Below are 12,512 nucleotides of genomic sequence, written 5' to 3'. Positions count from 1 at the left end.
TAGACGATTGGTCTAAATAGGAGCTACTATGTTTAAAGCAATATTAATTGAAAAAAATGACGATGTTTATCAGTCCAATCTGACTGAGATACAGGACACGCAATTGCCTGAGGGTGATGTAACGGTTCGTGTGGCATATAGCACGCTCAACTACAAAGATGGATTGGCCATCACGGGTCGTAGCCCTGTGGTACGTACATTTCCTATGGTTCCAGGTATTGATTTAGCAGGAACTGTAGAAACAAGTAATCATCCTCGCTACAAAGCTGGCGACAAGGTGTTGTTAAATGGTTGGAGTGTGGGTGAGAAGTATTGGGGCGGTCTGTCACAAAAAGCGCGATTAAACGGTGACTGGCTGATCCTGCTCCCTGAATCGATGACTGAACGTCAGGCGATGGCGATAGGTACAGCAGGATATACCGCAATGCTTTGTATAATTGCGTTAGAGCGTCATGGACTCACACCAGAGCGTGGTGAAGTATTGGTGACGGGTGCTAATGGCGGCGTTGGTAGCTTTGCCATCGCACTTTTGGCAAACCAAGGCTACTCTGTCACGGCCTCTACGGGTCGCTTAGAGGAAGCAGAATACTTAAAAAGCCTTGGTGCAACGACGATCATTGACCGTGCTGAATTAAGTAGCCCAGGACGCGCACTTGGTAAGGAAAAATGGGCTGCCGCAATTGATTCTGTTGGTAGTCATACGCTGGCCAATGTCTGTGCCAGTACGTGTGAAGATGGTTTAGTCGCTACTTGTGGACTGGCTCAAGGCATGGATTTCCCTGCTACTGTTGCGCCATTTATTTTGCGCGGTGTCAGTTTACTTGGTATCAATAGCGTGACACGACCTTATGATGAGCGTGTAGAAGCATGGCAGCGTTTGAGCACAAGCTTGGATATGACGCAATTAGATGCAATCACCAGAGAGATTGGTCTAAGCGAAGTCATTCCGACAGCCAACGAGTTATTGGATGGTAAGGTTCGTGGTCGAATAGTTGTTGACGTCAATCGTTAAACGTTAATCTTTAACAATTCAACACTAACATTTCGATGTTGAGCCTTTATTTAATACATGAATAAATGATGCATCGAAAGGTCTAAGATTGAATGATTAAAGTGAAAAAGAATTATTCACAAACGGTCACAAATATCGGTATTTATTTTTTGTCATCTGATGTGCTATTATCGTTGAACGATCTATCGTGGGTTTAACAGTTTTGTTATCTCCGACCATGACAAAAGTTTAATGGCGGCGTGACAAACCTTGCAACTTCCAGCACGATATAAAACAACTCTGGTAAAGCGCATGAGCCTGTACTCCGACAACCTCATTTGTGCCTGATTTTTTGCCTATTTGGGCGTATCTCATACTTTTTCGTCGGAGTTACAGGAGTCTAAGGTGTTCAATATCATGAGCCACATTGCTAATCCATCTAAATATACCCGTCGTTATCACCCACGCCATTCTCTAGCGCAATATATTATCAACCAAATAGAGTCGCTTGAGCTGCGTCCGCAAGATATCGTCAAGCAAATGGGCTATCCTCTTAAACATACCATACCTGCCTATGACCGCTTGCGCCATGTACTGTCGAGCAAATTCCTTGGGCTTGATGGTAGCTATATGGACAAGCACTTTACCGCTGATGAGTTTTTGGCAAAACTGTTTGCCGTACTTGAGATACCGTATCAGCCATTCGCAGAAGATATTGCTCAAATTAAATATGACTTGGCAAATTACTCTAATACGCTACCCAGATATAGCTTACGAGCGGAAGTAGATTTCACATTTACGAGTGCTGATAATTGGATGTCTCGTGGCGCGGCTTCACGTTTTGCCCAAGTGCATTTACCTAGCGGTTTTGCCAAATTAGACGATGCTGCCCGTAAATCAGCGATTCAAGACATTATCTGCGAGCATTATCAGCAGTATGAGGGCAGTTTGCCATACGACGGTATCATCACAGGCTATCGACTGACTATTGAACAAAATAACCATGTGATCGACCATTCAGAGTATGGATTACCAAAATCTAGCAGTATTTAAAAAGTTTTGAGCGTATAAGCAGCACGAGCTGTTAATTACATTGATTGAATAATCACATTGACCGAAAAAAATATAAAAAAGCCTCACTTTATCGTGGGGCTTTTTGGTTTTTTACATTATGTTTTCTTGTAAGAGTCAAACACTGCTAAATATCAGTTTTATAAAGTTCATTTTAAGCTTTAGGCTTCTGGTTTAGAGATGGCGCGCCATAAAATCACAAACAGCGCATCAAACTCTGCATTTAACGGTGTTTCTGTTTGGCGAATGGTATGCATTAAACCAAGTCGACTGATGAACCCCATAAACACATCGAAGAGTATGTGCAGTGGGACAGTGTCATTTAGCACCCCACGATTTTGCCCATCTTCTAATACCGCCAAAAACGCACCAATTAACTCTTTGTTTTCATAGATTGCGATATTACGTATCCGTGATGCCGAGACCGAAGACAGCACCATCACTGCATCTGGATGCGCATCGACAAAATCAAAGCAGACCCACAACGTCTTGCGTAGACGATCTTGTACGCTATCAATCCCTTGCAGATGATCCATAATCCGAGCCGCTAATCTGCCGAGCACAATATCCATAATGGTATAAAACAGCGTCTGCTTGTCTCCAAAATACTTGTAGAGTGTTTGCAAAGAGACGTTTGCAGACTTTGCAATCTGCGCCATCGTCACCTCATTAGCGTCAAATCCTGCAAAGACTTTGCGAACGGCCTGTTCAATTTTATCCAAAGTTGCGGGCCGCATATCGGATAGGGGTGCTAGAGATCGAGTTTGCATGAGGCTATCTGACTGACTAAAGGTTTTCATATTTATTGCTTCTTAAAGTATTGGTTATTTGATATGTCCTACCAGTTAAATGATTTACTCGATAATTTAACGTGATTAAATTAATAAGTAATATAAATTACCATTTTTATTTAATTGATTGCGAAGTGGTTTTTCGTAGCCTAGTATAAGACTCATATATTAATAAATACAAAGAATTTATAGGATATATATAACGGTAATATAAATTACCATAATTTACAAGATGGCTTAGGTATAGCTATTATTCATTCAACCTTGTCAAGGATAGACATTATGAGTATCGAAAAATTCACTCCGAACTGGATGACCGAAGAGCATCAGATGGTGCACGACAGTGCCCTAAAAATGTTCCAATCTTGGGATTCCAAAGACGAGCAGTGGCGCAAAAATGGCATGATCGATCGCGATGCGTGGGAAGAGGCGGGCGAAATGGGGTTTCTGTGTGCGGCGATACCAAGCGAGTATGGCGGCGGCGGTGGTGATTTTGGTCATGAGGCGGCGCTTATCTACGCACAGACTGAGGCCAATCAGTCAGGATTTGGCGGCATGGTGCACTCAGGTATCGTCGCGCCCTATATTTTAGACCACGGTACTGAGGAACAAAAACAAAAATGGCTACCCAAGATGGCAACAGGCGAATACATTGGCGCTATCGCTATGACCGAACCTGGTACAGGGTCTGATTTACAAAACATCAAAACCTATGCGATAAAAGACGGTGATGACTACATCATTAATGGTTCAAAGACCTTTATTACCAACGGTCAGCATGCCAATCTGATTTTATTAGCTTGCAAAACAGACCGTGAAAAAGGCGCACAAGGTGTCTCACTTATTATCGTAGAAACCGATAAAGTAGAAGGGTTTGAGCGTGGACGCAATCTTGATAAGATTGGTCTGACGTCGCAAGATACCTCAGAGCTGTTCTTTAGTAATGTACGTGTGCCGCAAACCAACCTCTTAGGTACGGTAGAAGGTATGGGTTTCATACAAATGATGCAGGAGTTGCCACGTGAGCGTCTGATCATTGCGTTATCAGGTATTGGGTCGATGAAGCTAGCGATCAACTTGACCCTAGATTATGTAAAAGGTCGCGAAGCTTTTGGCAAGCCCATCTGGAAGTTCCAAAATACCCGCTTTAAGATGGCAGAGTGCTATGCCGATTATCTTGCTGCTAGTAGCATGTGTGACGCGGCAGTAGATGCCATGTTAGATGGCAAACTGTCTGTACCGCATGCGTCATTGATCAAATACTGGGTTACCGAAAAACAATGTGAAGTGCTGGATGAATGTGTACAGCTGTTTGGTGGCTATGGCTATATGACAGAATATCCTATCGCACGTCTATACGCTGATGCCCGCGTACAAAAAATCTATGGCGGTACCAATGAGATTATGAAAGAGCTGGCTTCGCGCTTCATGTAGACGTGTCGCTTATTGATTGAAATGATGGTTTGTTTAAAAATAAAAAAGGATTTTTTATGACTGAGAATGCATATATTTATGATGCTATGCGTACGCCACGTGGTAAAGGAAAAAAGGATGGCTCTCTTTATCAGGCATCACCGATTTGGCTGACACGTACCTTATTAAAAGAGATGGAGCAGCGCCACAACTTAGATACCAGCTTGGTTGATGATGTGGTGCTTGGCTGTGTGACGCCAGTCGGCGAGCAGGGCTCTGATATTGCGCGTATCGCCGTGATTGATGCTGGCTGGGCACAAAGTGTGGCTGGAGTAACCTTGTCTCGCTTTTGTGCTTCTGGTCTGGAATCTATCAATCTGGCGGCTGCCAAAGTCATGTCAGGTATGGAAGATATGGTGGTGGCGGGCGGCGTTGAGTCCATGAGCCGCGTGCCAATGGGCTCTGATGGCGGCGCTTGGTACATGGATCCACGCGTCAATGAAGCAACGCATTTCGTACCGCAAGGCGTGGGTGCAGACACCATCGCAACGCTCAAAGGCTTTAGTCGTAATGATGTTGATGCTTTTGCCACCGAGTCGCATCGCCGCGCTGCACAGGCTTGGGAGAAGGGTTATTACGACAAATCTGTCGTCCCTGTCACCGATCTCAACGGTATGATGCTACTGGATAAAGATGAAACCATCCGCCCTAATACCAACGTCGAGACTTTAGCGGGTCTTAAACCTTCCTTTGTTATGCCAGGCAAGATGGGTTTTGATAGCGTGATATTGGACCGATATACCACGATTGAAACCGTCAACCATGTGCATCATGCGGGCAACTCTTCAGGCATCGTTGATGGGGCAGCCATTTGTTTGGTCGGTAGTGCTGCTGCTGGTCAAAAAGCAGGTCTAAAACCACGCGCCAAAATCACGATGGCATCAGTTATTGGCTCAGAACCTGCCATCATGCTGACAGGTCCAACGCCAGCTTGCCAAAAAGCCCTCGATAAAGCGGGCATGCAAGCCTCTGATATAGACCTGTGGGAAATCAACGAGGCATTCGCTGCTGTCCCGATGAATACTGCTGATGATTTTGGAATCTCGCTTGATATTGTCAATGTTAATGGCGGTGCAATCGCTATGGGGCATCCGCTTGGGGCAACGGGTGCGATGCTAATGACGACCGTTCTCGATGAGTTAGAGCGCCGTGACCTCAAGACCGCTATGATCACGCTATGTGTGGGCGGTGGTATGGGCATTGCGACCATCATCGAGCGTGTCTAACTTCTTTCTCAAATAAAATGAAAAACAAGTAGGCAAAAAATAATAGATAAAGAATCATTTAAGGGATAAAAATGATGACAAACAACCAGACAGCTAACCAGACAACAGATAGCGTGACAGTCATTAACGCATTAGAAAACTTCTCCGCCCAGCGTGATGACGATGGCATCGTCACCGTTACGATTGACCAAAGCAAACGCAAAATGAATGTCATCGGTGACGGTTTTACGGAGTCGTTCGCCACAATGGTCGATAGCGTTATCAATGATGACTCAGCCAAAGGCTTGATTCTCACTTCTGCCAAAGACACCTTTGTAGTTGGCGCAGATATCGACCAATTGGGTAAGATCGAGACAGCCGAGCAAGCATTTATATTAACTGAAGCGCTCAAAGGGAGTTTGCGTCAGCTTGAAACCTCAGGCAAGCCTGTGGTCGCTGCGATGACCGGAACGGCGCTGGGCGGTGGTTTAGAGTTGGCGCTTGCCTGTCATTATCGCATTGCCATTGATACGCCGAAGACTAAGCTTGGTCTACCTGAGGTGAAATTGGGCTTGCTGCCGGGCGGCGGCGGTACGCAGCGCTTGCCGCGATTGGTCGGTATTCAAGTGGCACTGGAGCTGATGACGCAAGGCAAAGAGTTGCGCGTCGCTGCGGCGAAAGACATCGGTCTGATTGATGCGACAGCTATCGATCATGCAGATATGCTGGTGCAGGCTAAGGACTGGATTCAAAATAATCTAAGCGTGCAGCAGCCATGGGATAAGAAAGGCTTTAAAATCCCTGGTGGTGATAGCAAACACCCCAAAGTGGTGCCTATATTCTCCATCGCCCCAGCTATGGCCAATCAAAAATCTCACGGCAACTATCCAGCGATTACTCATATTATGTCTTGTGTGTTTGAGGGCTGTTTGGTAGATATCGATACGGGACTTGAAATTGAGTCGCGTTATTTTGCCGCTTGTGTGCTGTCGACTGAATCAAAAAACATGATCAACACCCTATGGACGCAGCTGAATAATATCAAGAAAGGTCAGTCTCGCCCTCAAGGGTTTGAGCGGACACCGACCAAAAAAGTCGGTATCTTAGGGGCTGGTATGATGGGCGCAGGCATCGCTTATGTCACTGCTAAAGCAGGTATAGATGTCGTGCTATTGGATACAGATATTGCGAATGCTGAAAAAGGCAAAGCGTATTCTGCTAACATTTTGGATAAAGCCATCAGCCGAAAGCGCGCTACCGAAGAGAAAAAGCAAACCCTCTTAACACGTATCACGCCAACCGTCTCTTACGATGATTTGGCTGATTGTGATCTCATCATCGAAGCAGTATTTGAAAACCGAGAAATCAAAGCCAAGTGTACCCAGCAGAGTGAGGCAGTGATTCCAAGCACAGCTATTTATGCGTCTAATACCTCAACGTTACCTATTACAGGACTGGCAAAAGCCAGCACTCGTCCAAATCAATTTATTGGTCTGCACTTTTTCTCACCAGTAGACAAGATGCCACTGGTCGAAATCATCGTAGGCGCGCAAACCGACGATGTGACGCTCGCCAAAGCATTTGATTATGTTTTGCAAATCGGCAAAACGCCTATCGTCGTCAATGACAGCCATGGATTTTATACTTCCAGAGTATTTGGCACCTATGTATCAGAGGGCATCGCGATGCTGGGCGAAGGTGTCCATCCGCGTAGTATCGAAGTTGCTGGATTAAAAACGGGCATGCCTATGCCGCCCCTGGCATTGCAAGATGAAGTGTCACTGAGTCTAGCGTTACATGTCAGCGAGCAGCAGCAGGTGGATATGGCAGCCGAAGGCAAGTCTATTGCTGTGCGCCCTTCTTACGAGATACTAAAGACGCTGGTCAATGAGCATGGGCGCGAAGGCAAGAAAAATGGCAAAGGGTTCTATGATTATCCGGGAGACGGTAATAAGCATTTATGGCCTGAGCTTATCAACTTGTATCCACCACAGTCAGAGCAACCCTCACAGCAGGACCTAGTTGATCGCTTAATGTTTATTCAAGCCAATGAATCTGCGAGATGCTATGAAGAAAACGTCGTGCGCTCGGTCGCCGATACCAATATAGGGTCTATCTTTGGCTGGGGATTTGCCCCGCAGCACGGCGGCACGCTACAGTTTATCAATGCGATGGGCGTCGATGAGTTCGTCAAGCGTAGTCGCGAGCTGGCGGCAAAATATGGTGAACGGTTCGAGCCTGCCCAGATATTGTTAGATATGGCAGCCAAAGGCGAGGCGTTCTCTGATGACTGATGTACATGTATCAAATCATGGTCAAATGACAGATTGTCTACAAGGGTTACGAGTCGTCGATTTGACTCGTAACCTACCAGGGCCCTTTGCCACGCGTCTGCTTGCAGATCTAGGGGCAGACGTCCTAAAAATAGAACCTAAACAAGGCGATCCTGCTCGCGTGTTTGGGGAACTGTTTGCGGCTTTAAACCATGGTAAGACAACCGAACAGCATGACTTTCATGATCCTAAAGCGATAGATAGTATAAAAGCACATCTTAAAAATGCTGACGTGATGCTAGACAGCTTTCGTCCAGGTATCCTTGCGGACATGGGACTAGATGCTCAGACGCTTCATACTATCAACCCAAAGCTAGTCATGTTGTCGATTACTGGTTATGGTGTGGCAGGCAACGACAAAAAAGAAGAGTCTCACGGAAAAGAAGGTGTGCACTTAAAAGATAACTCTCAAGTAACTCATCATTGGTCTGACAAGGCCGGTCACGATATCAATTTCATGGCTATGAGCGGTGTGCTTGATCAACTAAAAACAGCAGAGGGCGGGCAGGCCATGCCCAATATCCAGTTTGCGGACTTGGCAGGTGGTAGTGATACAGCAGTGATTGCGCTACTGGCTGCTGTGTTTGCCGCCCAGCGTACCGGCAAAGGACGACATATTGCTATTAGTATGACGCATAGCCTTTATAATCATATAATCATGCCAAAGGTAACCGGCAAGTTAATCAATCGTTTGTCAGGTGATACTTCAGCAACGCCGCCTATGCCGCAGCACGATTTTTTAGGTGGCGCATTGCCATGTTACCGACTGTACCAAACCGCTGACCTACGCTATATGGCGGTTGGTGCATTGGAGCTGAAATTTTGGGAAGGTCTATGTGAGGTATTGGAACTACCGTCGCTTAAAGAAATACACTGGCAACTTGGTATCATGCCCAATAAACCTGAGAGTGAAGCTGCGACCAACACAATCGCGGAAAAGTTCGCCAGTCAAACGCTTGAGCATTGGCAACGTGTATTTGCAGCAACGGATGTCTGTGTGACCCCTGTACTGAGTTTATATGAAGCCAAAGCTCACCCTTTATTTGCACATCAAGATGAACATTGTGCAACATCAGGGTGGCAGCAAGTGAATTAGTATGTAAATAGTCTTAGAGAAAAGTGAAAGTTGGATTAGCACTTGAAGGCAATATCAAGATACTGCTGGCTAGTATCGTCTTTTTAGCCTGTGTTATCCTGACTGCCTGTCTAAACTAGAATGATTGAACTTGTATATTTATAACTGTCTATCTAAAATTGTCTGAATAAGAGACAATACGCCCATAAATCCTAAAGCCTTACGGTATTAAAAAATAGTAGCGCGTTCAAAGGCTCTTAGAGATTGAGCAACACAGACATTTAATAAATTTAACTTAAGCAAAAAGGCAGTTCTGAATGACCAAACATAACCCGTATAATTTTTTACCTTTGCAGCCAACAGGTAGAAACGAGACCAATACTGCTAATACCTATGCTCCTGAAGATATGATTAAAATATACGAGCAGCAGTTTCTCATTCAAGTGCCTGAAGAAGAGCTGACCGAGTTTTTGCCAGCGTTAAAAGCATTCTATGATATCGATAATCATACCTTAGATGTCAGTGCCATTATTTTTGATGCAATCGCAGACTCTGCTATCATTTATAATCACAAAATTAAAGTCGGCGACTATCAGATATTAGGTGAGTTGATAGAAGAGGCGATTGAATATGATGAAGACAATAAAAGTGATGAAAGTACTGAAAACGAAGAAATTCAAGCCTATACATTAGAGTGCCAACGTACATTTTTCATCAATGATGTAGAAATACCTTATCATTTTAACCTATTTATTTATGGCGACGGTTATTCTACTTTGACCAAAAAAGAAACCGTACTAGAAAAAATGTACTGGTTTGTCAGAGGTAGATTTGAAGAGGATTTATTAGATGATACTGAAGATAATGACAGCTTAGAATCGATTAATGCGCAACTAGCCAGTTTAGGTGTTCGTGAAATGGATCTGACGACTGTAGATGAGATAATCAGCTATGTAGAAGGCAGTATTATTGACGATCTAATGGTGGACGAGCTTAATAAACTGTTGGATGATGCTGAGTAGTGTGGAATATAGATTAGTAGAGTGATCCAACGTCAAAAGAATGGATTTGAAAATAAAAAACTAGAAAAAAGCCTCACTGCTCGTATTATGAATGGTGAGGCTTTTTAAATTATTAACCTCATAAACAAGTTCTTTCAACATTATCCAAAATCACATGACGCCATACATTTCTAGGTTTTTACCCATCTCTCCTCAAAGGGTCAGTCGATTTCCTATATAATGTGAGCTATTTCGTTATTGTTGATTCATTCAATTTAGGCTTTTTTCTTAGCAAAAAACGCTTCTTATCAGGTAAAACGGTGCTTTATGTTCAACGCTTCCTCGACTCGTTTAAATAAATACATCAGCGAAAGTGGTATTTGCTCTAGGCGAGACGCTGACCGCTTTATTGAACAAGGTAATGTATACATCAATGGCAAACGTGCGTCGGTCGGTGATCAGGTGGTCGCTGGAGATGCGGTAAAAGTCAACGGGCAGCTTATTGAGCCACGAGAGCCTGATGACTTTATTTTTATTGCGTTGAATAAGCCAGTAGGCATTGTAAGCACCACGGAAAGCTCTGAGAAAAATAATATTGTCGATTTTGTGCGACATAGTTTGCGTATTTTTCCGATTGGCCGTTTGGACAAAGATTCTCAAGGTTTGATATTTTTGACTAATAATGGTGATTTGGTCAATAAGGTACTACGTGCTGGTAATAACCATGAAAAAGAGTATTTAGTTACAGTAAATAAGCCGTTAACGGATAGCGTTATAGAAGGTTTGGCGGGCGGTGTGCCGATGCTTGGCAAGATGACCAAAAAATGCCCAGTGACTAAAGTGGCTCCTAATGTGTTTAATATCACGCTCGTTCAAGGTCTAAACCGTCAAATTCGCCGTATGTGTGAGCACTTTGGCTACGAAGTCGTCAAGCTTGAACGTACGCGGATTATGAATGTAAGTCTCAAGGGTCTTCCCGTTGGTGACTGGCGAGACTTAACCCCAAAAGAGCTGTCTGTGTTGCTTAAATCTGTAGAAGATTCATCTTCGCAAGACAATCACTCAAATAAGAAATCTCGCAATGCACCACGAAAAAAACCTCGTGCTGATGCTTCGTTAAAGTCAAAACCATCTACAAAACCGGCAGGTGCAGCAAAGGGGCGTAGCAAATACGCCAAAGATGATGCTAGAAAACCAGCAGGTTCTAAAGGTAGGGATGGACGTCCTACTGGTCGTGGTAAGCCATCAGGGGGTAATGGTAAGTCCGGAGGCAATGGCAAACCTACTACCAATGGCAGGCGTCCTTCGAAAGGAAGAGGCTCTTCACGGTAATAATTTTTCACAATGTGACGGCTATATTTATTTTTAAAATGGCAGTAAGCTAAATAAATTTAGTCTTAATGAGATAATATTATGTTTAAAATAAAAGTAGAGCGCATTGTCAAAAAACCGATTGATGAGGTATTTGAAGCACTGAGTGACCATGCCAGTTATGGCTCATTTAAAGCGGTGGGAGTGGCTAAGTTGGTGAATGAAGGTGACGGGGAGCGCAATGGTGTCGGGGCTTTACGTAGCATTCAAACAGGACCTGTTAAGTTCTGGGAGCGAATTACAGCGTTTGAGCGTCCTACTCATATGCAATACCAAATCGAAAAATCTAAGCCCATCAAAATGCAACATGATAAAGGCGTCATTGATTTAAAAGACTTGGGCGATGGCACCACACATGTTACTTGGGTGTCTGAGGGTCGATTGATGGTACCATTGCCATTAGTCGGTCGCCTATTTGACCGTCAAATGCAGAAACAAGGAACCATAGGGTTTAGTAGCATACTCAAATCTATCGAAAGCCGCTAATCTAGCGGCAATGTTGGATTTTTTGATATCACACTCTAGTGATGGCTTATTTTATTTGAGCCATCACTGTCAGTTTTAATCCGTTTTATTCTTAGCAGTTTCAATCTCGTTAAAACGCGCTAGCTGCTCTGGCGTTGCTTTCTGTTGATATTTCTCTTTCCACTCAGCATAAGGCATACCATAAACAAGCTCGCGCGCATCCTCGTATTCGATTTCAATACCACGCTCTTCACCAGCCGCTTTATACCATTTGGATAAACAGTTACGACAAAAGTCGGCAAGGTTCATTAGCTCAATATTTTGTACATCTTTACGTTCGTCTAAATGAGCTAGTAAGCGACGAAATGCCGCTGCTTCTAGCTCAATGTTTGATTCTAATTTTGCCATAATATTTTCCTAATTGTAGTTGAGCTACTTCTAAACCAACATGATACTAACGACATAAATATTGCGCAACCTATGTCGTTGATTAGAATGACTGGTGGTGATAGTCCATTCTAATAGTACTATAACTTTGACAATTGAAATGATATTTCCGCTTTAGAGAGTTAGTTCGAAATAGTCACGTTTTGGTCACGGTGCTGATTTCGAGACTTTTATCTCGTTAGATTAACTTAATAGTTTGATTGGTCAATAAGATATAAAAATGCTGTAACCCTTGAAAATTGGACAAAAAAAAGCCTCACTACTCATATAAAGAGTAGTGAGGCTTTTT

General features: G+C 43.8%; 11 protein-coding genes. 9 read left to right on the top strand and 2 right to left on the bottom strand.

Annotation, left to right across the window (positions count from 1 at the left end; all coding sequences use genetic code 11):
• Positions 1–28: 28 nt before the first annotated feature.
• A complete protein-coding gene (locus CXF69_RS01450; RefSeq protein ID WP_102078841.1) occupies positions 29–1,012 on the top strand; it encodes an acrylyl-CoA reductase (NADPH) in 984 nt (327 codons plus the stop codon).
• A 396-nt stretch (positions 1,013–1,408) separates the two neighbouring features.
• Positions 1,409–2,044 carry a hypothetical protein gene (locus CXF69_RS01445; protein ID WP_102078842.1) on the top strand — a complete coding sequence of 212 codons (636 nt, stop codon included), beginning with the start codon at positions 1,409–1,411 and terminating at the stop codon, positions 2,042–2,044.
• A 179-nt stretch (positions 2,045–2,223) separates the two neighbouring features.
• On the opposite strand, the gene CXF69_RS01440 is transcribed toward CXF69_RS01445, so the two are convergent.
• The gene (locus tag CXF69_RS01440; RefSeq protein WP_102078843.1) at positions 2,224–2,862 is read right to left on the bottom strand and encodes a TetR/AcrR family transcriptional regulator; all 639 of its coding nucleotides are present in this window, start codon (positions 2,860–2,862) and stop codon (positions 2,224–2,226) included.
• Positions 2,863–3,135: 273 nt separating this feature from the next.
• Here CXF69_RS01440 and CXF69_RS01435 point away from each other — a divergent pair, with 273 nt between their 5' ends.
• From CXF69_RS01435 to CXF69_RS01405, 7 genes are all read left to right on the top strand, one after another.
• On the top strand, positions 3,136–4,287 hold the full coding sequence (locus tag CXF69_RS01435; protein ID WP_102083153.1) for an acyl-CoA dehydrogenase family protein: 1,152 nt from the start codon (positions 3,136–3,138) through the stop codon (positions 4,285–4,287).
• Between the two features lie 56 nt (positions 4,288–4,343).
• Positions 4,344–5,552, top strand: coding sequence for an acetyl-CoA C-acetyltransferase (locus CXF69_RS01430; RefSeq protein ID WP_102078880.1), 1,209 nt, complete (start codon positions 4,344–4,346; stop codon positions 5,550–5,552).
• 71 nt (positions 5,553–5,623) lie between these two features.
• Complete coding sequence (locus tag CXF69_RS01425; protein ID WP_227543652.1) at positions 5,624–7,825, top strand: 3-hydroxyacyl-CoA dehydrogenase NAD-binding domain-containing protein; 2,202 nt, start codon at positions 5,624–5,626, stop codon at positions 7,823–7,825.
• Positions 7,818–8,960, top strand: a complete 1,143-nt coding sequence (locus tag CXF69_RS01420) for a CaiB/BaiF CoA transferase family protein (RefSeq protein ID WP_205963285.1) — start codon at positions 7,818–7,820, stop codon at positions 8,958–8,960. The genes CXF69_RS01425 and CXF69_RS01420 overlap by 8 nt, the downstream gene beginning before the upstream one ends.
• 296 nt (positions 8,961–9,256) lie before the next feature.
• Positions 9,257–9,961, top strand: a complete 705-nt coding sequence (locus CXF69_RS01415) for a hypothetical protein (protein WP_102078882.1) — start codon at positions 9,257–9,259, stop codon at positions 9,959–9,961.
• Positions 9,962–10,267: 306 nt separating this feature from the next.
• Complete coding sequence (gene rluF / locus CXF69_RS01410; protein ID WP_102078883.1) at positions 10,268–11,272, top strand: 23S rRNA pseudouridine(2604) synthase RluF; 1,005 nt, start codon at positions 10,268–10,270, stop codon at positions 11,270–11,272.
• A gap of 81 nt (positions 11,273–11,353) precedes the next feature.
• Positions 11,354–11,797, top strand: coding sequence for an SRPBCC family protein (locus CXF69_RS01405; protein ID WP_102083152.1), 444 nt, complete (start codon positions 11,354–11,356; stop codon positions 11,795–11,797).
• A gap of 75 nt (positions 11,798–11,872) precedes the next feature.
• Here CXF69_RS01405 and CXF69_RS01400 read toward each other — a convergent pair whose 3' ends face one another.
• A complete protein-coding gene (locus tag CXF69_RS01400; protein ID WP_102078502.1) occupies positions 11,873–12,184 on the bottom strand; it encodes a DUF1244 domain-containing protein in 312 nt (103 codons plus the stop codon).
• Positions 12,185–12,512: the final 328 nt, after the last annotated feature.

Source organism: Psychrobacter sp. Choline-02u-9, from assembly GCF_002836505.1.
In the GTDB taxonomy this organism is placed as follows: Bacteria; Pseudomonadota; Gammaproteobacteria; order Pseudomonadales; family Moraxellaceae; genus Psychrobacter.
Note: the sequence above shows the minus strand (reverse complement) of the source record. Positions and strands in the feature narration are given on the sequence as shown.

Coding starts and splice junctions, on each gene's coding strand:
- CXF69_RS01450 (WP_102078841.1), top strand. CDS start 29: ATGTTTAAAGCAATATTAATTGAAAAAAATGACGATGTTTATCAGTCC.
- CXF69_RS01445 (WP_102078842.1), top strand. CDS start 1,409: ATGAGCCACATTGCTAATCCATCTAAATATACCCGTCGTTATCACCCA.
- CXF69_RS01440 (WP_102078843.1), bottom strand. CDS start 2,862: ATGAAAACCTTTAGTCAGTCAGATAGCCTCATGCAAACTCGATCTCTA.
- CXF69_RS01435 (WP_102083153.1), top strand. CDS start 3,136: ATGAGTATCGAAAAATTCACTCCGAACTGGATGACCGAAGAGCATCAG.
- CXF69_RS01430 (WP_102078880.1), top strand. CDS start 4,344: ATGACTGAGAATGCATATATTTATGATGCTATGCGTACGCCACGTGGT.
- CXF69_RS01425 (WP_227543652.1), top strand. CDS start 5,624: ATGATGACAAACAACCAGACAGCTAACCAGACAACAGATAGCGTGACA.
- CXF69_RS01420 (WP_205963285.1), top strand. CDS start 7,818: ATGACTGATGTACATGTATCAAATCATGGTCAAATGACAGATTGTCTA.
- CXF69_RS01415 (WP_102078882.1), top strand. CDS start 9,257: ATGACCAAACATAACCCGTATAATTTTTTACCTTTGCAGCCAACAGGT.
- rluF (WP_102078883.1), top strand. CDS start 10,268: ATGTTCAACGCTTCCTCGACTCGTTTAAATAAATACATCAGCGAAAGT.
- CXF69_RS01405 (WP_102083152.1), top strand. CDS start 11,354: ATGTTTAAAATAAAAGTAGAGCGCATTGTCAAAAAACCGATTGATGAG.
- CXF69_RS01400 (WP_102078502.1), bottom strand. CDS start 12,184: ATGGCAAAATTAGAATCAAACATTGAGCTAGAAGCAGCGGCATTTCGT.